The sequence below is a fragment of the Weissella tructae genome (genome assembly GCF_000732905.1).
Lineage (GTDB): Bacteria > Bacillota > Bacilli > Lactobacillales > Lactobacillaceae > Weissella > Weissella tructae.
In genome coordinates, this window is the sequence record NZ_CP007588.1 from 13,540 (window position 1) to 39,908 (window position 26,369).

Consider the following 26,369-nt stretch of genomic DNA (forward strand, 5'->3'; position numbering starts at 1 on the left):
TTAAGAGGATGGAAAGAATAATGATTTTTTCAGAAGATACACAACGTTTGTTGGCACAAGCAAATGCCATCTACCCGGGATCAATCATCTTACGTGCGTCAGGTGACAACACTGGGATTATTAATAATGAACAAGTTCAAACTGAGATGCTAGGATCTCGTATGGTGTTGGAAGTCACAGACATGACTGCGCCAGATTACATTGCCACACACGAATTACTACACATGGTACTGTCATTGAATGGGTTCCCTCAAGTATTCTTCCAATTAGAAACAGAAGATGAAGCCTTAACAGAACAAATGATTGTTATGGGAACATACCTATATCAACCAGCTGCTAATATCATTGTGTATCGTGAACAAGCGAAGCATGGACTGTTGACTGAAGAAGTTGTGGCAGCATATGCCAAGGGTGTATTGGCACAACTAACTAAGGAAGATGGCACACGTGCTGAATCAGCTCTACGTTTCTTGACACTATTGGATGCCAAAATCTTCATGGCTTCAGTTGATATGGAAACAACAAAGTACACAGACAGCTTTAATGATATGTATCCAGAAGCATGGGAAGCTGCTGAAGCATTGTTCATGGAAATGAACGTCGCTCAAGTGCAAGACCCTGCAACAATGCATCATGCCATCATGGATGTGTTTGCTGGATTCGACCGTCAAATGAACGCATGGGGACTTCCTGAATTAAATGCAAAAGAATTCTGTACAGTAACACCTGTTCTTTCTGAACGCCAAATGCGTTTGAAGGTAAGCCAAGTGTTTGAAATCAAGCATGTTCCATACGTAAACCGTACAACCAAGTCAGCTGCGTTTGTTGGTTTGGGTAAAAAGGACAAGCAAAACAGCTTTGTTTTGGCCGTTCCGGTGGATGCAACACCAGAATTCTTCAAAGGAATGTACGATTTAACAGTGCAAGAACTGTTTGATCAACTACAACAACCTTTCACATTACGTGCATAAAACTAAAAATGAATATAATAAATAACCACTGACTATATAACAAATATTGTTTATTGTCGGTGGTTATTTTTATTTAAAAAACTTTGGAAAAAGCGTTGACAGTAGAGCATCTAGTCTGTAATATAGTAAAAGTTGTCAGGGGCAAGCAAGACAAGCCAACCTTAGGGGCGCAAGTCATTTGCTCAATCGCTTCTCAAAAAAGTTTCAAAAAACTTTTGAGAAAAGCGTTGACATTATCATCTTCTCGATGGTATGATAATTAAGTTGTTTCAGGGAGATGCAAATCAAACAAAAGCAACGAAGTAGATCATTGAAAACTGAATATCGTTTCGATGTAACAAATGTGTAGGTCGACCAACTATTAGTTGGTCCAAACATTTGCGAAGTCAATTCGCTAGTAAATTCGTTTAACATCTGTTAAACAACAAAAAAATTGAGTTATACTCAAACTTCAAATTGAGAGTTTGATCCTGGCTCAGGATGAACGCTGGCGGCGTGCCTAATACATGCAAGTCGAACGCACTGTGGTTCAACTGATTTGAAGAGCTTGCTCTGATATGACGATGAACATTGCAGTGAGTGGCGAACGGGTGAGTAACACGTGGGAAACCTACCTCTTAGCGGGGGATAACATCTGGAAACAGATGCTAATACCGCATAACACTAGCAACCGCATGGTTGCTACTTGAAAGATGGTTCTGCTATCACTAAGAGATGGTCCCGCGGCGCATTAGTTAGTTGGTGAGGTAATGGCTCACCAAGACGATGATGCGTAGCCGAGTTGAGAGACTGATCGGCACAATGGACTGAGACACGGCCATACTCCTACGGGAGGCAGCAGTAGGGAATCTTCCACAATGGACGAAAGTCTGATGGAGCAACGCCGCGTGTGTGATGAAGGGTTTCGGCTCGTAAAACACTGTTGTAAGAGAAGAATAGCATCAAGAGTAACTGCTTGGTGTGTGACGGTATCTTACCAGAAAGGAACGGCTAAATACGTGCCAGCAGCCGCGGTAATACGTATGTTCCAAGCGTTATCCGGATTTATTGGGCGTAAAGCGAGCGCAGACGGTTTTTTAAGTCCGAAGTGAAAGCCCACAGCTTAACTGTGGAAGTGCTTTGGAAACTGGATGACTTGAGTGCAGTAGAGGAGAGTGGAATTCCATGTGTAGCGGTGAAATGCGTAGATATATGGAGGAACACCAGTGGCGAAGGCGGCTCTCTGGACTGTAACTGACGTTGAGGCTCGAAAGTGTGGGTAGCAAACAGGATTAGATACCCTGGTAGTCCACACCGTAAACGATGAGTGCTAGATGTTTGGGGGTTTCCGCCCCTAAGTGTCGCAGCTAACGCATTAAGCACTCCGCCTGGGGAGTACGACCGCAAGGTTGAAACTCAAAGGAATTGACGGGGACCCGCACAAGCGGTGGAGCATGTGGTTTAATTCGAAGCAACGCGAAGAACCTTACCAGGTCTTGACATCCTTTGACCACGCCAGAAATGGCGCTTTCTTCGGGGACAAAGTGACAGGTGGTGCATGGTTGTCGTCAGCTCGTGTCGTGAGATGTTGGGTTAAGTCCCGCAACGAGCGCAACCCTTATTACTAGTTGCCAGCATTCAGTTGGGCACTCTAGTGAGACTGCCGGTGACAAACCGGAGGAAGGTGGGGATGACGTCAAATCATCATGCCCCTTATGACCTGGGCTACACACGTGCTACAATGGCAAGTACAACGAGTCGCTAACCCGCGAGTACGCAAATCTCTTAAAGCTTGTCTCAGTTCGGATTGTAGGCTGCAACTCGCTACATGAAGTCGGAATCGCTAGTAATCGCGGATCAGCACGCCGCGGTGAATACGTTCCCGGGTCTTGTACACACCGCCCGTCACACCATGAGAGTTTGTAACACCCAAAGCCGGTGAGGTAACCTTTTAGGAGCCAGCCGTCTAAGGTGGGATAGATGATTAGGGTGAAGTCGTAACAAGGTAGCCGTAGGAGAACCTGCGGCTGGATCACCTCCTTTCTAAGGAAAATCGGAAACCTACACATTCGCATTGAAACGATATTTAGTTTTGAGTGGTTTACACTCAATGTAATAGACGAGAGAAGAACCTCGGGACTGTAGCTCAGCTGGTTAGAGCGCACCCTGATAAGGGTGAGGTCGGAGGTTCGAGTCCTCTCAGTCCCATTCTACGGGGAATTAGCTCAGCTGGGAGAGCACCTGCTTTGCAAGCAGGGGGTCATCGGTTCGATCCCGATATTCTCCATTGCCACTCACGTGGCAGTGACTTAGATCTTTGAAAACTGAATAATATTGTAAATTTTAAATTCATTTCAAATTAATTATTTAATTAAATTGAGAATGCCGAAAAAAATAACTAACCGCGTAATTTTTGAGTTTTTAAATTAGTTTAAATCGCATGTGGCCTTGAGCCACATACTCAAACTTGAATCATCAACGTAAGTTGATAGGTTAAGTTATTAAGGGCGCATGGTGGATGCCTTGGCACTAGGAGCCGATGAAGGACGGGACTAACACCGATATTCCCCGGGGAGCTGTAAGTGAGCTTTGATCCGGGGGTTTCCGAATGGGGGAACCCAGCTTGTGTATGCAAGTTATCACCTGATGAATACATAGTCAGGTTGAAGGTAGACGTTGTGAACTGAAACATCTCATTAGCAACAGGAAGAGAAAGAAATATCGATTCCGTCAGTAGCGGCGAGCGAAAACGGAAGAGCCCAAACCAATGTGCTTGCACATTGGGGTTGTAGGACTGTCGTTGTGGAGTTACAAAGTTGTTTGTTAGCAGAATCAGCTGGGAAGCTGAGCAGGATAGGGTGATAGCCCCGTATGCGAAAACAAATAACCTCCCGTACAGGATCCTGAGTACGGCCGGACACGTGAAATCCGGTCGGAATCCGCGAGGACCATCTCGCAAGGCTAAATACTCCCTAGTGACCGATAGTGAACCAGTACCGTGAGGGAAAGGTGAAAAGCACCCCGGAAGGGGAGTGAAAAAGTTCCTGAAACCATGTGCCTACAAGAAGTCAGAGCCCGTTAATGGGTGATGGCGTGCCTTTTGTAGAATGAACCGGCGAGTTACGATAACGTGCAAGGTTAAGGTGGAAAGACCGGAGCCGTAGCGAAAGCGAGTCTGAAATGGGCGCTTGAGTACGTTGTTGTAGACCCGAAACCAGGTGACCTACCCATGTCCAGGGTGAAGGTGCGGTAAAACGCACTGGAGGCCCGAACCCGTGCATGTTGAAAAATGCTGGGATGAGGTGTGGGTAGCGGTGAAATTCCAATCGAACTTGGAGATAGCTGGTTCTCTCCGAAATAGCTTTAGGGCTAGCCTCGGAATGAAGCGTGTTGGAGGTAGAGCACTGTTTTGGTGCGGGGCCCATCTCGGGTTACCAAATTAAGATAAACTCCGAATGCCAATCACGTATGTCCGGGAGTCAGACAGTGAGTGATAAGATCCATTGTCGAAAGGGGAACAGCCCAGATCGTCAGTTAAGGTCCCTAAGTGTGTGTTAAGTGGAAAAGGATGTGGAGTTGCATAGACAACTAGGATGTTGCTTAGAAGCAGCCACCATTTAAAGAGTGCGTAATAGCTCACTAGTCGAGTGATTCTGCGCCGAAAATGTACCGGGGCTAAACACACCACCGAAACTACGGGTGCCACGTAAGTGCGCGATAGGAGAGCGTTCTATGGGCGATGAAGTCAGACCGTGAGGACTGGTGGAGCGCATAGAAGTGAGAATGCCGGTATGAGTAGCGAAAGACAGGTGAGAATCCTGTCCACCGTATGACTAAGGTTTCCTGGGGAAGGCTCGTCCTCCCAGGGTTAGTCGGGACCTAAGGCGAGGCCAAGAGGCGTAGTCGATGGACAACAGGTTGAGATCCTGTACCAGGTGAACATGTTTGAACGATGGAGGGACGCAGAAGGCTAACAGATCCCAGCTGATGGATATGCTGGGTTAAATCATAAGTCTTAGAGTGAGTTAAATGCTTGCTCTTCCAAGGACAAGTGATGATGAGGACCGAAATAAAGTAGGGAAGTCTGTGATGTCACGCTGCCAAGAAAAGCTTCTAGTTAGTGTTTACCTGCCCGTACCGCAAACCGACACAGGTAGTCGAGGAGAGCATCCTAAGGTGAGCGAGTGAACTCTCGTTAAGGAACTCGGCAAAATGACCCCGTAACTTCGGGAGAAGGGGTGCTCAGCGAAAGCTGAGCCGCAGTGAATAGGCCCAGGCGACTGTTTATCAAAAACACAGGTTTCTGCAAAATCGTAAGATGACGTATAGGGCTGACGCCTGCCCGGTGCTGGAAGGTTAAAAGGAGTGCTTAGCGCAAGCGAAGGTACGAATTGAAGCCCCAGTAAACGGCGGCCGTAACTATAACGGTCCTAAGGTAGCGAAATTCCTTGTCGGGTAAGTTCCGACCCGCACGAAAGGCGTAACGATCTGGCACTGTCTCAACGAGAGACTCGGTGAAATTTAAAGACCCGTGAAGATGCGGGTTACCCGCGACAGGACGGAAAGACCCCATGGAGCTTTACTGTAGCTTGATATTGAGTGTTTGTGCAGCTTGTACAGAATAGGTAGGAGCCGTTGAAATCGGAACGCTAGTTTCGATGGAGGCATCAGTGGGATACTACCCTCGTTGTATGACCACTCTAACTCACATCGCTTATCGCGATGGAAGACAGTGTCTGGCAGGCAGTTTGACTGGGGCGGTCGCCTCCTAAAAGGTAACGGAGGCGCTCAAAGGTTCTCTCAGAATGGTTGGAAATCATTCGTAGAGTGTAAAGGCACAAGAGAGCTTGACTGTGAGACTTACAAGTCGAGCAGGTACGAAAGTAGGACTTAGTGATCCGGTGGTTCCGCATGGAAGGGCCATCGCTCAACGGACAAAAGCTACCCTGGGATAACAGGCTTATCTCCCCAAGAGTCCACATCGACGGGGAGGTTTGGCACCTCGATGTCGGCTCATCGCATCCTGGGGCTGTAGTCGGTCCCAAGGGTTGGCTGTTCGCCCATTAAAGCGGTACGCGAGCTGGGTTCAGAACGTCGTGAGACAGTTCGGTCCCTATCCGTCGCGGGCGTAGGAAATTTGAGAGGAGCTGCCTTAGTACGAGAGGACCGGGGTGGACGTACCTCTGGTGTATCAGTTGTTCCGCCAGGAGCATCGCTGAGTAGCTATGTACGGATGAGATAAACGCTGAAAGCATCTAAGTGTGAAACTCGCCTCGAGATGAGATTTCCCATTCTTTATGAAGTAAGACCCTCAAAGATGATGAGGTAGATAGGCTAGAAGTGGAAGTGCGGTGACGCATGGAGCGGACTAGTACTAATGGTTCGAGGACTTAACCAAGTTGAACAAAACGTGGTGTTAAGGCTCAATTAAAGAGTGAAGTAAAATTTACATATTATTCAGTTTTGAGAGACGTAAGTCTTGAAAATATCGTGTTGTGATGATGGCATTGAGGCCACACCTGTTCCCATACCGAACACAGAAGTTAAGCTCAATAGCGCCAAAAGTAGTTGGGGGATCGCCCCCTGCGAGGATAGGACGTCGCAATGCATTATTCCGAATTAGCTCAGTTGGTAGAGCACACGACTGTTAATCGTGTTGTCGTCGGTTCGAGCCCGACATTCGGAGTCTGATTTGCCGACTTAGCTCAGTTGGTAGAGCAACGGTATCGTAAACCGTAGGTCGAGGGTTCGAATCCCCCAGTCGGCATTATGATGAAGGTTAAGCCTTGTACCCTGTATGAGGTTTTTCTTTTAGGGTAATGCCGCCGACCAGAAAATTGAATGTATTTGGACGTTTAGCTCAGCTGGGAGAGCACCTGCCTTACAAGCAGGGGGTCACAGGTTCGATCCCTGTAACGTCCATCGGTTACATCAGTAACCTGGTAATATTATATTGCCGACTTAGCTCAGTTGGTAGAGCATCGCTCTTGTAAAGCGAGGGTCGAAGGTTCGAGTCCTTTAGTCGGCATCATTGAAAATAACCTGAACAGTTAATCTGTTCAGGTTATTTTTTTGTCTATACAATAAAATCTGGAACCAGAGTTATTTAATCGGAACTCTTGACAAAGAATCAAGTATTCGGTAATATAATATCTCGTAAGTACAAAACGTGTTGTGATGATGGCATTGAGGCCACACCTGTTCCCATACCGAACACAGAAGTTAAGCTCAATAGCGCCAAAAGTAGTTGGGGGATCGCCCCCTGCGAGGATAGGACGTCGCAATGCATTATTCCGAATTAGCTCAGTTGGTAGAGCACACGACTGTTAATCGTGTTGTCGTCGGTTCGAGCCCGACATTCGGAGTCTGATAAACACCCACTGAGTACAGTGAGGTGTTTTTATTTTTCTTTTAGAAGAGGTACTGTGATGGTGAAACAAGGGAAGTTTGCTAGTACAACCAAACAAATGCAAGGACAAACGAATCGTTACAAAGCAATGTCTGGCCAGGGTAAAATTAACGCTGAAGAGGTGTCAGAGTATCTGATGGTTCGTTATCATTTAACACGTGGGAAAAAGCAATCAACGTTGATTGAAAACACGCTTTTAAGAGTATTAGACGTGCTTGTGCCTACCATACAGGCAAACAGTGGCGCGTTAGATGAAAGCCTAGCAGAACACCTTAAAAGCGTATCTATGACAGTGCCTTGGCAATACTACAAAGTCATGAACGATGAATGGGCGCCGCTACAACGATGGCTAAAGAAAGAACTACCGGCTGTGCCGTTAACGGAAACATTGCGAGTGACGACTGAAGTAGAACCAGTGGATGAATTGATTGCACAGCAATTAGCGATTAATTGGTGGTTAAATCAAAGTCAAGGAAATACGCAACGACTAGCCGCAGTGACAGAAGAAAAGATTACATCGTTGATGGAAACATTTATACCTAACGGCAAGCTAGATTGGCAGATTGTACAAACCATCTATTCTACAATCGTATTTAATGCGAATGCGACGTTAGATGTAGAAACGCAAAATTGGTTAAAAGAATTGTCTGAATTGTAGTGGGTTATGTCGATTACGATATATCATAATACAAAGTAAAAAGGGTCGTGCATATGCACGACCCTTTTATTTTAGATTCATTTTTAGACGGATGTCTTACTCACGTGTACTATCAATCGCTGTACGCATTTGATCAACGATGCCTTGCGTATCTTCGGCCAGCTTAACCCCAACAAGGGTAAACAAACTGTCCATAATCGTAATTTGAGCAACTAATGAAGACATTGATTCGCTACGCATGTTCACTTCTTCAGCAGAGCTAGCAAGTACTAGATCGGCTAATTGTGCCAAGCCTGAATTAGGGAAGGCCGTAATAGCGATGACTTTAACATTATTTGCTTTTAATTGACGGGTAATTTTTAATGTATCTTTATTACGCCCTGAGTGTGAAATCACAATAGCAACATCATCGTGGCGCATACGAACGGATTGCATTAATTGCACATCATAGTCGGGGTGTTGTTCAACGTCTAGTGGGGTACGTAATAATTTGTGATAACCGTTCAACGCGACAATAGATGAACCACCAATTCCAAATAGACCAACGCGACGCGCGTTAATTAACCATTCGGCGGCGCATTGCCAATCCTTAGCCGCAATCATTTCATAGGTTGCATCAATGGCATTTTTAGCCCCATTAAAAACTTTTTGTGCGATTTGTTCTGTATTATCTTGTGGTTCAATTTCACCGAAGAAAGTATTTGAGCGTTGGCTAGGAACAGCCAAACTTAATGAGAATTCACGGTAAGAACTAAAGCCAATACGTTTTACGAAACGTGAGACAGTGGCCGTCGACACGTTAACTGCGTTAGCTAATCCTTGGATAGTTAACGCTTGCTTATCAGTTGCGTCATCTAAAATATAATTGGCAATTTTTTGATCAGATCCGCTCAATTGTTGTTGCATGGATTTGATACGTGCATATGCTGATTGTGGCATGTCATGACCTCGTTTCCGTTAAAATGTAAAAACCAAATTTGTTTATGTAAATATTTTACAACATTTCGCTTGCAAAGTGTAAAACTTTTGCATTATAATATAGAGGTAGATAAATAATAAAAAAGAAAATAGAGGTATTCATAATGAAGTTCGCAATGATCGGTCTTGGAAAGATGGGATTGAACCTAGTTAAGAACGCTGTTGATAACGGCAACGAAGTTGTTGTATTCGACTTGAACAAGGATTTTGTTGCAGAAGCAGCTGCATACTCAGACGCAGTTACACCTGCTGACTCAATCGACGATATGTTGGCAAAGTTGCCTACTCCTAAGATTGCTTGGGTAATGGTTCCTGCCGGAGTTCCTACTAACTCAACTATCGACACTTTGATCGAAAAGATGGATGAAGGAGACTTCATCATCGACGGTGGAAACTCAAACTACAAGGACAACTTGGAACAAAACAAGCGCACAACTGCTGCTGGAATCAAGTTCTTCGATGCTGGTACTTCAGGTGGTATGAGTGGAGCACGTAACGGTGGAAACTTCATGATCGGTGGAGATGACGAAGCTGCATGGAAGGTTCTAGAACCTTTGTTCAAGGGAATCGCTTTGGAAGATGGTTACCTATACACAGGACGTTTGGGATCAGGTCACTACTTGAAGATGGTCCACAACGGAATCGAATACGGAATGATGCAAGCCATCGCCGAAGGATTCGAAATCTTGGAAGCTTCACAATTCGACTACGACTACGAAGCCGTAGCTAAGTTGTGGAACCACGGATCAGTTGTTCGTTCATGGTTGATGGAATTGGCCGAAGAACAATTCGCCAAGGACCCTAAGCTATCAGCTATCTCAGGACGTATGCACTCATCTGGTGAAGGTAAGTGGACTGTTGAAGAATCATTGGACTTGGATGTTCCAGCTCCAGTTATCGCTTTGTCATTGATGATGCGTTACCGTTCATTGCAAGAAGACACTTTCACTGGTAAGGTTGTCTCAGCTTTGCGTAACGGATTCGGTGGACACGCCATGGATTCAGCTAAGTAAGCTTAATTAAATCAATTGAAACACTTAATGGTTTTAAACCGTTAAGTGTTTTTTTGTGCCTAAAATATCGGTTGCATGTAATATGAACGGGAGTCGTATGTTGTATAATAAAGAGATATCATGCAGAATGAACCGGGAGAAATGATGATTACTTTAGTGGATTGGTCTGATGAACAACAACGTGAACGTGTGTTGGCGTTATGGTTACAAACAAATACAGTCACGCATGACTTTATTCCATCAGAGTATTGGCAAAAAATGTATCCGATGGTTTCAGACCTTATGGCTGATGCAACGATTTACGTTTACTGGCAAGATAATCAAATTATTGGCTTCATTGGTTTGATGGAGACCTATATAGCAGGAATTTTTGTAGATAGTAAACATCAAAATCAAGGTGTGGGGTATCAATTGATACAATATGTGCAAAATAAGACAGCTGTTTTAGATCTATCAGTATATGCGTTAAATGAACCAGCATGGCGTTTTTATGAACGACAAGGGTTTAAGATTGTGTCTGAAAATCTGGATGATGCAGTTGGCGAAATCGAGTATCAAATGCATTGGGCACGATAATATTATGATCGAGATAAGAAAAGGGAATATAATGACAAACACATTAACTGTTCATGTAACAATGAATCAAATTACTGCAACATGGCAAGGTGCGCATGTTGCCATGGAATTACCGCTGCAAGTTACAGCGGAAACGCTGGTTAAGACACTGACAGATACGATGGTTAGTGTTTTGGCAGGTGATACACCAGACAACATTGATATTAACAATGCCATTGAAGGACTTGTGGCACTAAATGAAAATTCTGAAAGTGTTGCACCGATTCTGATTGCAGACAAAAATGATCAACATTTTATAGAAGCGTTGACGATGAATGGTATTGGTGGTCAATTAGCCCGTAAGAATGCTCATGATTTGACGACGACTATGCCGGTTGTTCAAATCCTACGTTTAAAGAACAATGCTGCTGAAGTCTATGCCACAGCAACAATGTATCGCCCATTAACTGCATATCTTCGCACTGTTTTGACAGGCCACAATATTTTGACAGAACAAGAAGCAAGTATGACCGGGATGTTTGATCAAGCGTCTCATCAATGGGATACGCAAGCATTAGCGTTAACTGGTCTAACCGCAATTCAACTACCAGAAGTTGGGGATGTTGTTGATTATGCTGTCATAGCACAAGCATTAACAGCGGAAATGGCTGCTGTTCCAAGCGTAAAAGTCCACTAGGCTAGGCATGGATATGCTATAATGACTGTGTTGTCGGAGATGCAGTTAGCCAAGGAGTGATGACCTGGGGCTGCTAGCAATAGAAGGTTCGATGCCTTGCTGTCCGACAATGTTGTAATTTGGAGGTGAAGGACCAAATTGCAACGGAGAAAAATTTATATTGAGAAGTGATGAGCTCAATATAAGGGGATTTGTTGAATGTGTGGTAGCAATCAACAAGGATTATGGAGAATTTTTAGTGAATCTTGGTGGGTTCACTAAAGTGAAAGACCTGCACTCGTTTAGCGAGACAGGTCTTTTTTTATGCCTTTTTTTGTTAAAGTGGTATACATCGTAAAATTCGTGTGCTATTATTAACTTACTTTTAGTAAATGAAATGACAAACGAGGAGACTTATCATGAAATTAGCAATTATTGGTGCAACAGGAATGACAGGTAAGGCAGTTTACGCACAAGCCAAAGAACAAGGTTTTGATGTAACAGGAATCGTACGTAATGAAAGTAAGGGACGCGATGTACTTGGTGCAGACGCGCAATTGCTTGTCAGTGATGTATTTGATTTGACAACAGAAGATTTAACACAATTTGACGTTGTTGTTGACGCCTTTGCCAACCACGAAAAGTCATATTTGAACTTGGATGCTTTGACACATTTGATTCATGCCCTACGTGAACAAACAACACGTTTGATGGTTGTTTTGGGTGCCGGACCATTGTTGGATGAATCTGGAACTTATCACTATGAATTCTTGAAGACATTGCCAGGTGCAGAAGCATGGGTTGATGAACCAAAGTATGGTGTGACTGCCTTGCAAGTTTTGCAAAGCACAACCAACGTGAACTGGACAGCGATTTCAGCACAAGATGGTTACGTGGATGGTCCAGCAACTGAATACAAGATGGGTAAGGATCATGTTATGTTGGCTGAAGATGGAGAATCTCACGTCACATCAGGAAACTTAGCTAAGGCATTAGTTGCGGAAGTTGTAACACCACAATTCAAGCAAGACCGATTCACTGTGTCTGATATCTAGCGCTAGCGACGAATACATGAACATGTTATACTAGCTTTATGTATTGATGACTCAAGTAGGAGAATTGGTGGACAATCAGAAACGTAGTGTAAGCTGTGAACTACGCAAATCCAATGACCGAATTACACCATCAGAAAAAATACACGCGACTCAGCGTTATGAGGTTAAGTGGCCAACACGTTGGCAATTTAGGTGGTACCGCGTTTAACAAGCGTCCTAATCGATTAGTCGATTTGGGGCGCTTTTTTCATACACATAAAGCATAAGGAGAAGAGACATGACTGAAAATATTCTACAAGAATTAGCATGGCGTGGCGCAATTAACCAACAAACAGACGAACAAGGTTTGTTGGCAGAAATGGAAAAGGGACAAATTGGGGTATACGTTGGGATTGACCCAACTGGATCATCAATGCATATTGGACACTTGATTCCATTTATGATGTTGAAGCGATTCCAAAAAGCCGGACAACGCCCAGTTATCGTTGTGGGTGGTGCTACTGGTTCAATTGGTGACCCATCAGGTAAGAAGTCAGAACGTGCGATGATTTCAGAAGAAGACGTGACATACAACGTAGCAAAAATCCGCGAACAAATGACAAAGTTGTTTGGTAAAGATGGATTTGCGATTGTGAACAACCGTGACTGGCTTGGAGAATTGACATTGATCGACTTCTTGCGTGATTACGGAAAGATGTTCTCAATTAACACAATGTTGGCAAAGGATATTGTGGCTTCTCGTTTGGAAACAGGAATTTCATTCACTGAATTTACTTACCAAATCATGCAAGCAATTGATTTCCATGAATTGTGGACACGTGAAAACGTACGTTTGCAATTGGGTGGTTCTGACCAATGGGGAAACATTACAGGTGGAATCGACCTAATCCACAAGCTAGAAGGATCAGATGCACCAGCCTTCGGATTGACAGTACCATTGCTATTGAAGTCAGACGGAACAAAGTTTGGTAAGTCTGAAGGGGGAGCTATTTGGTTGGACCCTGAAAAGACAACACCTTACGAATTCTTCCAATTCTGGTTGAATACAGCGGATGCTGACGTAGAAAAGATGTTGAAGTTCTTTACTTTCTTGTCAGAAGAAGAAATCGCTGAATTGATGGTTGCGACTACTGAAGACGCTGCTGCTCGTAAGGCTCAACGTCGTTTGGCTGAAGAAGTAACTAAGTTTGTTCATGGAGAAGACGCTGTTAAGACAGCTGAACTAATGACAAACGTTTTGTTTGGTAAGGCAGATGTAGCCAACTTGTCACGTGACGAAGTTGCGGCATTGGCTGGTAATGTGCCAAGTTTTGAAATCGCTGCAGAACCAATCAACGTTGTTGATTTGGTTGTTGCTGCAGGGATGGAAGCCTCAAAGACACGTGCACGTGAAGCTGTGACTAACGGTGCTATTCGTGTAAATGGTGAACAAATCACTGATATCGAAACAGTTATCGATCCAGCTGCTAATTACGAAGGAGACTTTGTCATTGTAAAGCGTGGAAAGAAGAAGTGGGCTGTGGCACGCGTTAAGTAATTTTGACGCTAAAACGTTTAAAAATCGAACAAAGTATCTTTATTAGAATGTTAATAGCATTTAAATAAGAACTTTGCTATACTAAAACAAATCAAATAACGCTTGAGAGTATAATAGTTGGAGAATGGCCAACGAGTATCTACCTTTGTCCCTAGACGAAGACTACTCCCTTAAACGAAAAAACACCCATTCCTATTGCAATGGGTGTTTTTTGTTTATTTCCCCACATTATTTTACTTTCAGGTTCATTCATAGGAGGATGAGCACAAATGGAAACGACGCAGCCAAATCCCTTTAAATCAGCAATTCTAGGACTACAACACGTTCTAGCAATGTATTCTGGGGGAATTTTAGTTCCGCTTTTAATTGGAACGGCCCTGCAATTTAATGCACAACAAATGACCGTTTTGATTTCAGCCGATATCTTTATGACTGGAATTGGAACTTTGTTGCAATTGAAGCGCACAGCCTTTACGGGAATTGGTCTGCCGGTTGTCTTAGGATCAGCTATTCAATCCGTCACACCAATGATTAATATTGGAAGTACTCTAGGAATTGGTGCCATGTATGGTGCTGCAATGGGAGCCGGAATCTTTATTATTTTGATTTCAAGTCTCTTTGCAAAGTTACGTAACTACTTCCCACCTGTTGTAACGGGATCATTGATTACTGTTATTGGATTCTCATTGATTCCAATTGCTATCATGAATTTAGGTGGTGGTGATCCTGAAGCCGCAAACTTTGGTGACTTATCACATCTATTAGTTGGATTAGTGACCATGTTAATCATTGTTGGATTGACTTTGTTTGCTAAGAATTTTACGAAGGCAATCGCCGTATTGTTGGGTATTATTGGTGGAACAATCTTTGCTTCATTCTTGGGTGAAGTATCATTGGCGCCAATTGGCTCAGCCGCTTGGTTCCAAGTACCAACACCGTTTGTCTTTGGAACACCAAGTTTCCATCTATCAGCCATTATCACAATGAGTGTGGTGGCGCTGACATCATTGATTGAATCAACTGGTGTTTACTTTGCTTTGTCAGATTTGACAGGGGATAAGTTGACGGAAAAAGATTTGGCACGTGGATACCGTGCAGAAGGATTAGCTGTTACTGTATCAGCTATCTTCGGAGCATTTCCATATTCAACGTTCTCACAAAATGTGGGAGTTGTTCGTTTGTCAGGTTTGAAGTCTAAGCGTCCCATTTATTACGCTGCCGGTATTTTGCTATTGATTGGACTATTACCAAAGATTGGTGCGTTAGCAACGATCATTCCAAATTCAGTTTTGGGTGGCGCAATGTTCATCTTATTTGGTACGATTGGTATTCAAGGTATTACAATTTTGAGTAAGGTTGATTTTTCAACAGATCGTAATTTGATGATTGCGGCTATTTCTATTAGTGCTGGTATTGGGGTGGCAATGTACCCTCAAATTTTCCAACAATTACCAGACATGGTTCGTTTGATTATCCAAAATGCGGTTGTGGTAACGTCAATGCTAGCGGTATTTCTTAATATTGTGCTACCAAATCGAGAAAAGGAGCTTGTATAATGCAATTGTTAGAAGAAAAAATTCGTCGCGAGGGACGTGTCTTAGGGACAGAGGTCTTGAAAGTTGATAATTTCTTGAACCACCAAGTGGATCCAGAATTAATGGCGGCCATGGGACGTGAATTTGCGCAATTATTTGCGGATAAGGGAATTACAAAGGTCATGACTGTGGAATCTTCAGGTATCGCACCTGCTGTCTTTACCGCTTTGGAACTACAAGTGCCAATGGTATTTGCACGTAAGAAGAAGTCATTGACGCTAACAGATGATAATTACACAGCTGACGTCTATTCATTTACAAAGCAAGAAACAAACCACATCATTGTGGATAAGCGTTTTATCAGTTCAAATGATAAGGTGCTTTTGATTGATGATTTCTTGGCCAATGGACAAGCGGTTCAAGGAATGATGGAAATCTTAGACGCCGCTGATGCTGACTTGGTTGGTGTTGGTATTGTTATTGAAAAGACTTTCCAAAAGGGTCGTGAACTACTAGATGAAAAGGGGATTCACGTTGAGTCTCTAGCACGTATTAGTGCATTTGAAGATGGACAAGTTGTTTTCGCAGACTAATTTTTGGTCCTTTCAGAAAGCATAATCATAAATAAAATAAAAACCTCATGAAAATATATTTTCATGAGGTTTTATTTATTTATCTGACTAAATGGCGTATATAGTTTGGATATGGGGATGTCGTTGTTGTGCAATGTGTGACGTTTGCTATAAATAGCAGGTTATGTTTAAATGAAAGCGTTACCAGTGCTGGGTAACTAGACCAATAGTAGTCAAATATAGAAATAACATCGTTAAACGTCAGATGAGTCTTAAAGGACATGGGAGGTTTCGCACAATGAAAGAAGCAGATTTTGGTGTTGTCGGATTAGCCGTGATGGGTCGTAATTTGGCATTGAACGTTGAATCACGTGGATATACGGTGGCCGTATATAATCGTTCATCAGAACGTACAGAAGATTTAGTTGAAACTCATGCAGATAAGCATTTTGTACCAACATACTCAGTGAAGGAGTTTGTTGCATCTATTAAAACACCTCGCCGTATTCTTATGATGGTTAAAGCGGGTGCCCCAACTGATGCCACTATTGATGAGTTATTACCCTACTTGGATGAAGGGGATATTTTATTGGACGGTGGAAACACATTCTTTGAAGATACAATTGCACGCTCGGAACGCCTAGCACATTCCGGTGTTAATTTCATTGGAATGGGTGTCTCAGGTGGTGAGTTGGGTGCCTTGCAAGGACCTTCAATGATGCCTGGTGGGCAACGTGCAGCGTATGATTTAGTAGAACCTATTCTAAAACAAATTGCAGCTAAAGCACCAGAAGATGGGAAGCCAACGGTTGCATATGTGGGACCGGATGGTGCAGGTCATTATGTCAAAATGGTTCACAATGGTATTGAATATGGCGATATGCAATTGATTGCGGAAGCTTATGATCTCCTAAAACGTGTTGTTGGATTGAATAAGGATGAACTAGCCAAGACATTTGCGACATGGAACGATGGAGAATTGAATTCTTATCTAACAGAAATTACAGCAGACATTCTGACACGAGATGATGATTTAGGATCAGGAAAGCCAATGGTAGAGATGATTCTAGACCGTGCTGGAAACAAGGGTACGGGTAAATGGTCATCACAATCTGCGTTGGAGATTGGAGCACCACAATCATTGATTACAGAATCTGTGTATGCACGATACTTGTCAGCCATGAAGGATGACCGTATGATTGCGGCAGATGTTTTAGCGGGACCTGAATTTGTATTCTCGGGTGATAAGCAGGCAACCATTGAAGACATTCGCGAAGCGCTCTACTTTGGTAAAATCATGTCTTATGCGCAAGGATTTGACCAATTACGTCTGGCCTCTAACCATTATGGATGGCAGCTGCAATATGGCGAACTAGCCCAATTATGGCGCGCGGGGGCCATTATTCGTGCACGTTTCTTGCAACGAATTACAGATGCGTACGATGTTAATCCTGACCTACACAATTTGTTGTTAGATCCATACTTCCAAGAAATTGCGGAAAAGTATCAAGCATCTGCCCGTCGAGTAATTGCATTAGCAGTAGCGGCTGGTATTCCAGTACCGTCATTGTCTTCAGCGATTGCATACTATGATTCATATCGCTCTGCAGTATTGCCAGCTAATTTAATCCAAGCACAACGTGATTATTTTGGTGCACATACGTATGAACGTGTCGATAAGCCTGCGGGTGAGATGTATCACTACTCTTGGTATGATGAAGCGTAAATTTACGATCTAATTGATAAAAAAATACCCGGTCATGCGTTTAATTAACTAAACGCATGACCGGGTATTTTTATGTGAAGGTGGTGACGGGAGTCGAACCCGCGATCACGGTTTTGCAGACCACTGCCTTACCACTTGGCTACACCACCACAACAAGTCTCTATTATATAAGAAAAGGCACGTAGATGCAATGCATTTAGATGGGCAAGTCTGTGTAGTTTGAACAACTTTTTTAAAACTTTATCCACAAAAGGCTTGCAATGTAGGGTTATGCTAGGTATAATAATTTTTGTTGTTAAAGTTGATTTAGCAATAAAACATGTATATGGACGTTTAGCTCAGCTGGGAGAGCACCTGCCTTACAAGCAGGGGGTCACAGGTTCGATCCCTGTAACGTCCACTTTGGTCGCATGGTCTAGGTGGTTAGGACGCCTGCCTGTCACGCAGGAGATCACGGGTTCGAGTCCCGTTGTGACCGTAGTAATACATGGCGCGATAGCTCAGTTGGTAGAGCATACGATTGAAGCTCGTAGTGTCGACGGTTCGATTCCGCCTCGCGCCATTTGCAATCTAACGATTGCCTTTAGGGGTATAGTTTAACGGTAGAACGACGGTCTCCAAAACCGTTGGTGTGGGTTCGATTCCCTCTACCCCTGCTTGTATTATTATGGCGGTTGTGGTGAAGTTGGTTAACACACTGGTTTGTGGTTCCAGCATGCGCGGGTTCGAGTCCCGTCAATCGCCCTTTGAAACATTGTTTCATTATTGATTATTATTGGTATTTGCCGTTGTGGCGGAACTGGTAGACGCGCTGGACTCAAAATCCAGTTCCCGCAAGGGAGTGTGGGTTCGATTCCCACCGACGGCATTCCTAGATTTTATAATCTGGATAGCACGTACCGAATAATCAAATTGCCGTTGTGGCGGAACTGGTAGACGCGCTGGACTCAAAATCCAGTTCTCGCAAGAGAGTGTGGGTTCGATTCCCACCGACGGCATTCCGTAAACAGCTAGTTGAGAAATCAACTAGCTGTTTTTTTGTTTAAATTTTATAAGATACAACAGGCTAATAAGATGTAAAAAAAGACGTAATCATCAATTGATGATTACGTCTTTTTGATTAGCGTGAGCGAACCTTAGAAAGCGTCCAGTCAACCAAGCTAAGTACTAGGTAGATAACTCCACCAAGTAGAATACCGTCACTAATTGAGTGTGTTAATGGCATTCCTAGAACAATCAAGAAAGCAGATGCTGCAATCTTGAAATTGCTCCAGTCAATTTCTTTTAGGTTACCAAGCATCAAAACTCCGACAACGATTAGAGCGCTAGCAGTAATGTGTGGTGTGATAACAGTTAGTAATGGTGAGAAGAATAGTGATAGTCCGAATAATCCGGCCACAACTACAGAAGTCAAACCAGTACGTCCACCAGCAGAAACACCGGCTGTTGATTCAACGAACGCAGTGGCTGGAGATGTTCCAAAGATTGATGATGATAAGTTACCCAATGAGCTAGCAAACAATGACTTGTTTGTGCCACGGTCTGACTTCATCGCTCCTTGGACACCAAGGATTGTTCCTGTTGTATCAAAGAATGGTACTAGGAAGAACGTGATTACGATTGGTAAGATGTGCCAATTCATAACGTCTGGTAGGTGTGTAACGGCTTGTCCGAACGTTGGTGCCATACTTGGAACAGATGATACCAATGTTGTTGGTTGTTGAATAAGACCTGTGAATAGCCCGATAAGAGCTGTGATAAGCATTCCGACGAAGATTGCTCCAGGGATGCGATAGTAGAACAATGTAAAGCTGATTAGAATACCTGCGATTGTCAAAAGTGACAATGGGGCAGTCAAATCACCCAATGTTGTAAATGTTGCTGGATCAGCAACGATTAGGCCACTTCCAGTCAATCCGATTGTGGCAATCAATAGTCCGATTCCGGCACTAATGGCAGCCTTCAAATCAGAAGGGAAGATATTGATAATCCAGTCACGTGCAGGCGTTAACACGACGATCGTGTAAAGAATACCAGCCAATAACATGGCGCTTAGAGCTTCTTGCCAGCTGTATCCTTGTTGGATGACAACTGAGAAGACGAATGCGGAATTGATTCCCATTCCAGTAGAGACAGCGATTGGCATATTCGCAATCAAAGCCATCATTAACGTTCCGAAGATCGTAACTAAGGCAGTGGCAGTAAAGACTGCACCTTTATCCATACCAGCTTGAGACAACATTTCAGGTTGTACAAAAAGGATGTACGACATTGAAATAAAGGTCGTGAAACCGGCGGTGATTTCCTTGCGAAGGGTTGTACCGTTTTGTGTTAATTGAAAGAACTGCATATTAACTCCTAACTTCTTATTAACTTGTGTAAGTTATAAAATTACCACTGTTTGTCTGCTTAGACAAGTTTTTGTGGAGGTTTGGAATGTTAAGGGGTTTAAGCATTACAACGAAAGCGAGTGCATGATATACTGAACGTATGACATTAAGAAAGATACTGTAAGGTACTTGGAGGAGAACTAACGATGAAATTCGTTAAAAAAGTGATTTTTGTTATTTTGGGTTTGGGATTGTTAGCGTTAGGGGCTGCAATCTTGAGTGCTTCTGGAGTTGGTGTTGATCCATATACGGCAATGAACTTGGGAATTGGGCAAGTTACCGGACTTGGATTGGGAACAGCGCAATTACTTGTGAATGTTGTCTTGTTTGTGTTTGTTATTTTGAATCGACCAAGTGTTATCGGATTAGGAACAGCCATCAACATTGTGTTTGTGGGATATGCTGTTCAATTCTTCAGTGGCATTTTAAATAATGGACCATTGAATCTACAAGCGAATTATTTTGTCATGGCGCTTGGGCTTGTTGTTGGGATTCTAGTATATGCGCTTGGAATTACAATGTATGTTGATGCGGGCTTAGGACAAGCTCCTTATGAAGCAGTTGCGCTTATTTTGAGTGATAAGTTGGGAACGACTTATTCAATGGTTCGTACAACACAAGACGTGTTAGTACTTGCGTTAGCTTTGGTTTGTGCCGGATTTACGTACGTTGGAATTGGAACGATTATCTGTGCTGTTGGGACAGGAAGTTTAATTACAGCGTGGCGTAAAGTTTTGCCAGGTGTTTAAAGTAAAATATACGTTAGACTACCCTTTTGAGGGTAGTTTTTTATTTTTATTTTATATATAAATAAAAAAATCGCGAAAACACGCGTAGTATGCGGTAAATAAATGCTTCTTACATGGTTTTTTAAGGTTAATTCCCATATAATGAGAATAACAACTAAATGATTTGAAGGAGATATTATTCATGAGAAAACGCCGTCAAAAGCTTATAAATGCAACTTGGTTTCGTACATTAGTAATACTATTTGCTCTAGAATTAATTGCAATCGCGATTAATTTCTTTTATGCCCCGATTAACGTCGCCGCAGGAGGTGCAACTGGTGTATCTATCTTGTTGAATGCTGCATTTGGCTTGGATCGTGCGTTGACCGTATTGGTTATCAACTTAATGATGATTGCCTTAGCCGCATGCTTCTTAGAAGCACGTGTGGTCAAGAATATCGCCTTTGGAAGTCTTTCCTTACCCGTTTTGATGCATTATACGCCCAGCTTTCAAGTTGTGGATGATAGTCTGATGGCGGTAATTATTGGTGGAGCAGTTTTTGCTACAGGAGTAGCGATGCTATATCGTTTAGATGCCTCTGCCGGAGGAACAACAGTACCACCAATGATTTTGAAGAAGTATTTTAATATTAATACTGCGTATTCATTGTTAGCGATTGATATGCTGATTACGGTGTTTAATTTGTTTGTTGCTGGAACAAACGCTTTCTTCTTGGCTGGATTCTCATTGGTTATCACATCAATGGTGATGCGTCGTATTGAGACAGGGTTAGATTTGAAGCAACAAGTAACGATTATGAGTAATGATTATGGACAAGCAATTCGCGATGCGTTGTTGGCTGAAGAACAAAGTTTAACAATTTTTGATGTGCGTGGTGGATATACTGATAATAATCGAGAAATGTTGATGGTCTTAGTGGATAGCCAAGATTATGGACACTTAATTCGTATTATTCGTGATATTGATGATGAAGCCTTTGTGGTCACAACGAATGTTACGGAATCACATGGTGGTACAATGCGACTAGGATCATAAAAAGACGGTTTTTATAGAAGTAATGGTGGAAATAGGAAATGATGAAGTTAAAAAAGTACTGTCAAAGTTGTGGCATTAAATTGACCGCTGAGAATGCAGGTACAAATGCAGATGGATCAGAAAGTCATCTGTATTGTGGTGTTTGCTTTGTAAAAGGACGTTACACACAACCATATTTAACGTACCGTGATATGGTTAAGCGTGGATATGTGTCATTTAAAGAACAAAATTTACCTTGGTGGCGTCGTGTTGCATGTATTATTGCATTCCCAATATTTTTGCGTACTTTGGCCCGTTGGCGTAGCGAGGTGTGTCTTAAAAAGATATTGTAGTTATTACTAAAGGGCGTTAAACACTGATATATAAGGGTTTTTTGGTTTTTTCATAATATATTTTATGGATAAAAAAGGTAATTTTCGAAAAAAGATGGAATTATCTTAAAGTTATCTTAATTCATTTAAATTAGGCTGTTAATTTAATTTTTTCAATGAAAATTAAAACAAAAAACATTTTTTTGTATATAAAATATAACGTATATAATCTAGTAAAACGTTATAATATGCGATTTTTTTGAAAAAACAATGAAAAATAAACGTATTGATGTGTTGATTTTTATATTCAGAGACGGTATTATAATAAATGTTGAAAGGGCGACCTTTCGACATCCCATATAGTAACATACACTACTCATATTTTCGCAGCTTTCCCAACTGCGAACCTACTCCGATTCCCTGTCTTTCCCAGCCTGTCTTGATCCGAAAAAGCCCTGGACTCCCAACCAGGGCTTTTTTGTTGCATTTTTTATCTATTTATATAGATAAAAGAATGGAAACCACATAAAATCAAAAAAATACTTATTTAAGGTTAGTTTTATTTGATTTTATTTTTTGTTTAAGTTGCAAGCGTTATTATTATTTATGTCGAAAGGGATAACCAATCGACAACCCAAGCAAAAACATATACTCATAATTGTCATCTGATGAAGATGACAGCTCCTATTCCTAAATTGGGTGTTCGAGAGAACATCTGTTAATTGTCTACATATATGCCCCTAACATATGTGTAGACTAGAACGACCACGAAACCTCATTCGTGGTCGTTTTTTATTTAACAAAAATAGAAAAAATAGATTTGGCAAATCAGATAAATAGTGCTAATATAGTCATCTGTATTTAAAACACATAGATTTATGGAGGTATTATGAAAGATAAAGCTGTACATATGGAAAAGTTAATTGTGCTATTTTTAGCGATGTTGTTGGTGGGAGGGGCTTGTTTAGCAATTACAGGTCACTACACACACTATACATTTGGGCAACAAACGCCAGCGCAAGAACAACAAAACTTGGTTTATTAGTTTGGAGTCTTGATTCTCCTAGCTAAACCAGTTAGAATAATTACTTAGACAAAAAACAAATAATCAGACAACCTATCAAGAGTTCAGGGAGGGAGTAGACCCGATGATCTGGCGCCAGCTTACCCCTATTTGGGCGATGTGGTAATTTCTAGCAGATAGGCACATATCGAACCCCGACATGTTGCCTAGTATCAGGTATGTCGGGGTTATTTATTTCCAGAAGGGGAGATATATTATGATTGAAAAGCGCTTATTTACTTCAGAATCAGTTTCTGAAGGACACCCAGACAAGGTTTCGGACCAAATTTCAGATGCCATTTTGGATGCTGTTTTGGCCGAAGACCCACAAGCTCGTACAGCGATCGAAACATCAGTAACAACAGGTTACGTGAATGTGTTTGGTGAAATCTCAACGAGTGCCTACGTGAACATTAACCAAATTGTACGTGATACTTTGACACGTATTGGTTATGACGACCCAGATGCTGGATTCCTAGCAGATGACGTGCACGTTGGAATTACAATTGACGAACAATCACCCGACATTGCTCAAGGTGTTGATTCTGCGATTGAACAACGTGAAGATGGTGGAAAAGATCCTTTGGATGAAATCGGAGCCGGAGACCAAGGTTTGATGTTTGGTTACGCAACGAACGAAACTGAAGAATTTATGCCATTGTCAGTTGTTTTGTCACACGAATTGGTTAAGAAGCAAGCTGAACTACGTCGTTCAGGTGCATTGAACTACTTGTTGCCTGACGCAAAGGCACAAGTAACGGTTGAATTAGATGACAATGACCAACCAACACGTATTGATGCTGTTGTGTTGTCAACACAACACCGTGAAAACGTGACTTTGGAACAATTGCGTGCCGATGTACGTGAACAAATCATTGACCCAATTCTACCAGCAGAATTAGTTGACGAAGACACACGTTACTACATTAACCCAACAGGTCGTTTCGTAATTGGAGGACCTAAGGGTGACTCAGGTATGACTGGTCGTAAGATCATCGTGGACACTTACGGTGGATACGCTCGTCATGGTGGTGGTGCCTTCTCAGGAAAGGACGCAACTAAGGTTGACCGTTCTGCTGCCTACGCGGTTCGTCACATTGCCAAGAACATTGTTGCGGCTGAATTGGCTGACAAGGTTGAACTACAAGTTGCGTACGCTATTGGTGTTGCAGCGCCTGTTTCAATCAACGTAAATACATTTGGTACTGGTAAGGTTAGTGATACTGAATTGGTTTCTGCTGTACGTGAATTGTTTGAATTACGTCCTGCTGGAATCATTGCGGAATTGGATCTACGTCAACCACGTTACCAAGCAACGGCAGCTTATGGACACTTTGGTCGTCCTGAGCTAGACTTGCCATGGGAACGCCTAAACAAGGTTGAAGACCTAAAGGCTTACTTTAATAAGTAAACAAAAAAGTACCTATATTATATAGGTACTTTTTCTTTATCATTAAAACACTAAATACACATGATGAAACGCATATGACTGTTTTGTTAGGTGGCCCATTGTATGGCATAATGTAAGATAACTAAACTGAGATTGGGATAATAGATATGAGACCTAAAGTAAACATTCCCGTGAAAATGGGCGAACACCATACTGGTGTCGTACAAGAAGTGCAATATAATGGGCAAGCCGTTGTATTGGTGGATGAATATCCAATTCACTTGGACAATGCATATCCAAATGAAGAAGTGACATTTGAAATCACACAAGTTAACCGTAAATTTGCGCGTGCAGTATTGGTAGATGTTGTGACACCTTCAGTAGACCGTGTTGATGCAGGGCGTGATGATTTGTTGATGACGGGAATTGCGCCATATATTAATTTAGCGTACCCAGCACAATTACAATTGAAGCAACAACAAGTTGAAAAGATATTTGAACGTGCTGGTGTACCTGCTAATGTTGCACCAACGATTGGTATGGAAGATCCAACTCATTACCGAAACAAGACGGTTGTACCAATGCAATATCGAGACGGGAAGTTGCAGACAGGATTTATCAAACGTGGAACGCCAGATACGATTGTGCCGTTAGATGATTACTTCGTGAATGACCCTGTCATTGATGAGGTTATTGGATTAGTGCGTGACGTTTTGGACCGCCATAAGGTATCTATCTATTCAGACGTAACTGAACAAGGTGAGATGCGCTATATCATGGTACGTCGAGGTTACTACACACATGAAACAATGGTTGTGTTAGTGACGCAAACAGACACACTACAAGATGAAGCAGAGATTGCACAAGAAATTGCCGCAATTGTACCGGGGATAAAGAGTATCGTCTTAAATCACAACCCACGTTCATTACATTTGATGACGTCTGGTGATAATCGTACGCTTTGGGGTGCGGATGCAATTCATGATCAACTGTTGGGCATCGATTTTGAAATCGGACCTAATTCTTTCTACCAAGTTAATCCACAAACGACAGAAGTACTTTATGCATTAGCGGCGGAGAAGGCTAAATTAACACCAAATGATACAGTGATTGATGCGTATTCAGGTATTGGAACAATTGGTCTTTCTGTGGCTAATCAAGTTAAGGAAGTCATTGGAGTGGAATGGGTTGCGCGTGCGGTAGAAGACGCTGAAAAGAACGTGGCCAACAATGAAATTACAAATGCTCGTTTTGTGACAGGGGATGCACCTGCTCAAATGAAAGCGTGGCATGCGGAAGGTGTTCGTCCAGAAGTTGTGTTCGTAGATCCAACTCGTCCAGGATTAACACCTGAATTGATGGATGCGGTTGTGGCAATGCGTCCAACGCGTTTTGTCTACATTTCATGTAATCCTGAAACAATGGCTCGCGACGCTCGCTACATGCTAGATAAGGGCTTTGTATTGCATGGAGATGTGCAACCGCTCGATCAATTCCCACAAACAGCACACGTTGAGACTGTAGCCGTGTTTGTACCAGGAGAAGATAGTAATGAAGATTAAGAAAAGTACGTTTTACATGGTTGTTTTGATGTTTTTGTTTGTTGTGGCAATGACAAGCATTAAGCAAAATAACCCATGGTTAGCAGTTCCGGTAATGGTGATTATTTTTGCTATTATCGTTAAGTGGTCAATCGAACGTTTTAAAGAAACACATCGTAAATAATAATTATAAAAAGCCTGATTCACGGTGCGTGAATCAGGCTT

Annotated in this window: 19 protein-coding genes, 15 tRNA genes, 4 rRNA genes and 1 riboswitch; of the genes, 35 read left to right on the forward strand and 3 right to left on the reverse strand. The window is 42.5% G+C overall.

Features of this window, described 5'->3' with window-relative positions; genetic code table 11:
* Positions 1-20: 20 nt before the first annotated feature.
* The 13 genes from WS08_RS00050 (at position 21) to WS08_RS00110 (ending at position 8,017) form a co-directional block, all read left to right on the forward strand.
* Positions 21-971, forward strand: coding sequence for a hypothetical protein (locus WS08_RS00050; protein WP_009765221.1), 951 nt, complete (start codon positions 21-23; stop codon positions 969-971).
* 452 nt (positions 972-1,423) lie between these two features.
* Positions 1,424-2,993: ribosomal RNA gene (locus WS08_RS00055) — 16S ribosomal RNA — on the forward strand.
* A 92-nt stretch (positions 2,994-3,085) separates the two neighbouring features.
* Positions 3,086-3,158 (forward strand) — tRNA-OTHER (locus tag WS08_RS00060).
* Positions 3,159-3,164: 6 nt separating this feature from the next.
* Positions 3,165-3,237: transfer RNA gene (locus tag WS08_RS00065), tRNA-Ala, on the forward strand.
* Positions 3,238-3,441: 204 nt separating this feature from the next.
* A 23S ribosomal RNA gene (locus WS08_RS00070) occupies positions 3,442-6,348 on the forward strand.
* A 93-nt stretch (positions 6,349-6,441) separates the two neighbouring features.
* Positions 6,442-6,558: ribosomal RNA gene (rrf, locus tag WS08_RS00075) — 5S ribosomal RNA — on the forward strand.
* Positions 6,559-6,563: 5 nt separating this feature from the next.
* A tRNA-Asn gene (locus WS08_RS00080) sits at positions 6,564-6,636 on the forward strand.
* A gap of 8 nt (positions 6,637-6,644) precedes the next feature.
* Positions 6,645-6,717: transfer RNA gene (locus tag WS08_RS00085), tRNA-Thr, on the forward strand.
* Between the two features lie 82 nt (positions 6,718-6,799).
* A tRNA-Val gene (locus WS08_RS00090) sits at positions 6,800-6,872 on the forward strand.
* Between the two features lie 33 nt (positions 6,873-6,905).
* Positions 6,906-6,978, forward strand: a tRNA-Thr gene (locus WS08_RS00095).
* A gap of 142 nt (positions 6,979-7,120) precedes the next feature.
* A 5S ribosomal RNA gene (gene rrf, locus WS08_RS00100) occupies positions 7,121-7,237 on the forward strand.
* The 16S, 23S and 5S rRNA genes sit together here with 7 tRNA genes alongside, the layout of an rRNA operon.
* A gap of 5 nt (positions 7,238-7,242) precedes the next feature.
* Positions 7,243-7,315, forward strand: a tRNA-Asn gene (locus WS08_RS00105).
* Positions 7,316-7,378: 63 nt separating this feature from the next.
* Entirely contained in the window at positions 7,379-8,017 is a 639-nt protein-coding gene (locus WS08_RS00110; protein ID WP_009495733.1) for a hypothetical protein, read from the forward strand.
* A gap of 96 nt (positions 8,018-8,113) precedes the next feature.
* Here the strand turns inward: WS08_RS00110 and WS08_RS00115 are convergent, their stop codons facing one another.
* Positions 8,114-8,956: a MurR/RpiR family transcriptional regulator gene (locus WS08_RS00115; protein WP_009495732.1), complete on the reverse strand. Its 843-nt coding sequence runs from the start codon at positions 8,954-8,956 to the stop codon at positions 8,114-8,116.
* Positions 8,957-9,099: 143 nt separating this feature from the next.
* Between WS08_RS00115 and gnd the strand changes: the two genes are divergently transcribed.
* The 8 genes from gnd (at position 9,100) to gndA (ending at position 17,664) form a co-directional block, all read left to right on the forward strand.
* Complete coding sequence (gene gnd / locus WS08_RS00120) at positions 9,100-10,008, forward strand: phosphogluconate dehydrogenase (NAD(+)-dependent, decarboxylating) (protein ID WP_009495731.1); 909 nt, start codon at positions 9,100-9,102, stop codon at positions 10,006-10,008.
* A gap of 120 nt (positions 10,009-10,128) precedes the next feature.
* Positions 10,129-10,584, forward strand: coding sequence for a GNAT family N-acetyltransferase (locus WS08_RS00125; RefSeq protein ID WP_009495730.1), 456 nt, complete (start codon positions 10,129-10,131; stop codon positions 10,582-10,584).
* 31 nt (positions 10,585-10,615) lie between these two features.
* Positions 10,616-11,260: an FGGY family carbohydrate kinase gene (locus WS08_RS00130; protein ID WP_009495729.1), complete on the forward strand. Its 645-nt coding sequence runs from the start codon at positions 10,616-10,618 to the stop codon at positions 11,258-11,260.
* Positions 11,261-11,658: 398 nt separating this feature from the next.
* Entirely contained in the window at positions 11,659-12,294 is a 636-nt protein-coding gene (locus tag WS08_RS00135) for an NAD(P)H-binding protein (RefSeq protein ID WP_009495728.1), read from the forward strand.
* A 277-nt stretch (positions 12,295-12,571) separates the two neighbouring features.
* Complete coding sequence (gene tyrS / locus WS08_RS00140; protein WP_009495727.1) at positions 12,572-13,831, forward strand: tyrosine--tRNA ligase; 1,260 nt, start codon at positions 12,572-12,574, stop codon at positions 13,829-13,831.
* An 86-nt stretch (positions 13,832-13,917) separates the two neighbouring features.
* Positions 13,918-14,016, forward strand: a riboswitch (purine riboswitch).
* 84 nt (positions 14,017-14,100) lie between these two features.
* Positions 14,101-15,387 (forward strand): nucleobase:cation symporter-2 family protein, encoded by a 1,287-nt coding sequence (locus WS08_RS00145; RefSeq protein WP_009495726.1) that lies wholly within the window; start codon positions 14,101-14,103, stop codon positions 15,385-15,387.
* Positions 15,387-15,959: a xanthine phosphoribosyltransferase gene (locus WS08_RS00150; protein ID WP_009495725.1), complete on the forward strand. Its 573-nt coding sequence runs from the start codon at positions 15,387-15,389 to the stop codon at positions 15,957-15,959. Before WS08_RS00145 ends, WS08_RS00150 begins: the two co-directional genes overlap by 1 nt.
* Positions 15,960-16,236: 277 nt before the next feature.
* Positions 16,237-17,664 carry an NADP-dependent phosphogluconate dehydrogenase gene (gene gndA / locus WS08_RS00155; protein ID WP_009495724.1) on the forward strand — a complete coding sequence of 476 codons (1,428 nt, stop codon included), beginning with the start codon at positions 16,237-16,239 and terminating at the stop codon, positions 17,662-17,664.
* Positions 17,665-17,742: 78 nt separating this feature from the next.
* Here the strand turns inward: gndA and WS08_RS00160 are convergent.
* A tRNA-Cys gene (locus tag WS08_RS00160) sits at positions 17,743-17,813 on the reverse strand.
* A 178-nt stretch (positions 17,814-17,991) separates the two neighbouring features.
* Between WS08_RS00160 and WS08_RS00165 the strand changes: the two genes are divergently transcribed.
* The 7 genes from WS08_RS00165 to WS08_RS00195 all read left to right on the forward strand — a co-directional run bounded on the left by WS08_RS00165 (position 17,992) and on the right by WS08_RS00195 (position 18,662).
* Positions 17,992-18,064: transfer RNA gene (locus WS08_RS00165), tRNA-Val, on the forward strand.
* A gap of 4 nt (positions 18,065-18,068) precedes the next feature.
* A tRNA-Asp gene (locus tag WS08_RS00170) sits at positions 18,069-18,142 on the forward strand.
* Between the two features lie 11 nt (positions 18,143-18,153).
* A tRNA-Phe gene (locus tag WS08_RS00175) sits at positions 18,154-18,226 on the forward strand.
* Positions 18,227-18,249: 23 nt separating this feature from the next.
* Positions 18,250-18,320, forward strand: a tRNA-Trp gene (locus tag WS08_RS00180).
* A gap of 14 nt (positions 18,321-18,334) precedes the next feature.
* Positions 18,335-18,408 (forward strand) — tRNA-His (locus WS08_RS00185).
* A gap of 40 nt (positions 18,409-18,448) precedes the next feature.
* Positions 18,449-18,532 (forward strand) — tRNA-Leu (locus WS08_RS00190).
* A gap of 46 nt (positions 18,533-18,578) precedes the next feature.
* A tRNA-Leu gene (locus WS08_RS00195) sits at positions 18,579-18,662 on the forward strand.
* Between the two features lie 122 nt (positions 18,663-18,784).
* On the opposite strand, the gene WS08_RS00200 is transcribed toward WS08_RS00195, so the two are convergent.
* On the reverse strand, positions 18,785-20,014 hold the full coding sequence (locus WS08_RS00200; RefSeq protein WP_009495723.1) for an NCS2 family permease: 1,230 nt from the start codon (positions 20,012-20,014) through the stop codon (positions 18,785-18,787).
* 186 nt (positions 20,015-20,200) lie between these two features.
* Between WS08_RS00200 and WS08_RS00205 the strand changes: the two genes are divergently transcribed.
* The 7 genes from WS08_RS00205 (at position 20,201) to WS08_RS06890 (ending at position 26,328) form a co-directional block, all read left to right on the forward strand.
* On the forward strand, positions 20,201-20,803 hold the full coding sequence (locus WS08_RS00205; RefSeq protein WP_038566588.1) for a YczE/YyaS/YitT family protein: 603 nt from the start codon (positions 20,201-20,203) through the stop codon (positions 20,801-20,803).
* A gap of 181 nt (positions 20,804-20,984) precedes the next feature.
* Complete coding sequence (locus WS08_RS00210) at positions 20,985-21,839, forward strand: YitT family protein (RefSeq protein WP_009495721.1); 855 nt, start codon at positions 20,985-20,987, stop codon at positions 21,837-21,839.
* A gap of 38 nt (positions 21,840-21,877) precedes the next feature.
* Complete coding sequence (locus WS08_RS00215; protein WP_038566591.1) at positions 21,878-22,171, forward strand: zinc ribbon domain-containing protein; 294 nt, start codon at positions 21,878-21,880, stop codon at positions 22,169-22,171.
* Positions 22,172-23,039: 868 nt separating this feature from the next.
* Positions 23,040-23,195, forward strand: a complete 156-nt coding sequence (locus tag WS08_RS06885) for a hypothetical protein (RefSeq protein ID WP_157788559.1) — start codon at positions 23,040-23,042, stop codon at positions 23,193-23,195.
* Between the two features lie 235 nt (positions 23,196-23,430).
* A complete protein-coding gene (gene metK, locus WS08_RS00220) occupies positions 23,431-24,624 on the forward strand; it encodes a methionine adenosyltransferase (RefSeq protein ID WP_009495719.1) in 1,194 nt (397 codons plus the stop codon).
* A gap of 146 nt (positions 24,625-24,770) precedes the next feature.
* On the forward strand, positions 24,771-26,165 hold the full coding sequence (gene rlmD, locus WS08_RS00225; RefSeq protein ID WP_009495718.1) for a 23S rRNA (uracil(1939)-C(5))-methyltransferase RlmD: 1,395 nt from the start codon (positions 24,771-24,773) through the stop codon (positions 26,163-26,165).
* On the forward strand, positions 26,155-26,328 hold the full coding sequence (locus WS08_RS06890; RefSeq protein ID WP_157788558.1) for a hypothetical protein: 174 nt from the start codon (positions 26,155-26,157) through the stop codon (positions 26,326-26,328). The genes rlmD and WS08_RS06890 overlap by 11 nt, the downstream gene beginning before the upstream one ends.
* Positions 26,329-26,369 lie beyond the last annotated feature (41 nt).

Bases quoted from the DNA above. Each gene is read 5' to 3' on its own strand.
- WS08_RS06890 (WP_157788558.1), top strand. From the start codon at position 26,155: ATGAAGATTAAGAAAAGTACGTTTTACATGGTTGTTTTGATGTTTTTG.
- WS08_RS00200 (WP_009495723.1), bottom strand. From the start codon at position 20,014: ATGCAGTTCTTTCAATTAACACAAAACGGTACAACCCTTCGCAAGGAA.
- WS08_RS00125 (WP_009495730.1), top strand. From the start codon at position 10,129: ATGCAGAATGAACCGGGAGAAATGATGATTACTTTAGTGGATTGGTCT.
- metK (WP_009495719.1), top strand. From the start codon at position 23,431: ATGATTGAAAAGCGCTTATTTACTTCAGAATCAGTTTCTGAAGGACAC.
- WS08_RS00115 (WP_009495732.1), bottom strand. From the start codon at position 8,956: ATGCCACAATCAGCATATGCACGTATCAAATCCATGCAACAACAATTG.
- WS08_RS00215 (WP_038566591.1), top strand. From the start codon at position 21,878: ATGATGAAGTTAAAAAAGTACTGTCAAAGTTGTGGCATTAAATTGACC.
- WS08_RS06885 (WP_157788559.1), top strand. From the start codon at position 23,040: ATGAAAGATAAAGCTGTACATATGGAAAAGTTAATTGTGCTATTTTTA.
- WS08_RS00135 (WP_009495728.1), top strand. From the start codon at position 11,659: ATGAAATTAGCAATTATTGGTGCAACAGGAATGACAGGTAAGGCAGTT.
- rlmD (WP_009495718.1), top strand. From the start codon at position 24,771: ATGAGACCTAAAGTAAACATTCCCGTGAAAATGGGCGAACACCATACT.
- WS08_RS00110 (WP_009495733.1), top strand. From the start codon at position 7,379: ATGGTGAAACAAGGGAAGTTTGCTAGTACAACCAAACAAATGCAAGGA.
- WS08_RS00145 (WP_009495726.1), top strand. From the start codon at position 14,101: ATGGAAACGACGCAGCCAAATCCCTTTAAATCAGCAATTCTAGGACTA.
- tyrS (WP_009495727.1), top strand. From the start codon at position 12,572: ATGACTGAAAATATTCTACAAGAATTAGCATGGCGTGGCGCAATTAAC.
- WS08_RS00050 (WP_009765221.1), top strand. From the start codon at position 21: ATGATTTTTTCAGAAGATACACAACGTTTGTTGGCACAAGCAAATGCC.
- WS08_RS00210 (WP_009495721.1), top strand. From the start codon at position 20,985: ATGAGAAAACGCCGTCAAAAGCTTATAAATGCAACTTGGTTTCGTACA.
- WS08_RS00130 (WP_009495729.1), top strand. From the start codon at position 10,616: ATGACAAACACATTAACTGTTCATGTAACAATGAATCAAATTACTGCA.
- gndA (WP_009495724.1), top strand. From the start codon at position 16,237: ATGAAAGAAGCAGATTTTGGTGTTGTCGGATTAGCCGTGATGGGTCGT.
- gnd (WP_009495731.1), top strand. From the start codon at position 9,100: ATGAAGTTCGCAATGATCGGTCTTGGAAAGATGGGATTGAACCTAGTT.
- WS08_RS00205 (WP_038566588.1), top strand. From the start codon at position 20,201: ATGAAATTCGTTAAAAAAGTGATTTTTGTTATTTTGGGTTTGGGATTG.
- WS08_RS00150 (WP_009495725.1), top strand. From the start codon at position 15,387: ATGCAATTGTTAGAAGAAAAAATTCGTCGCGAGGGACGTGTCTTAGGG.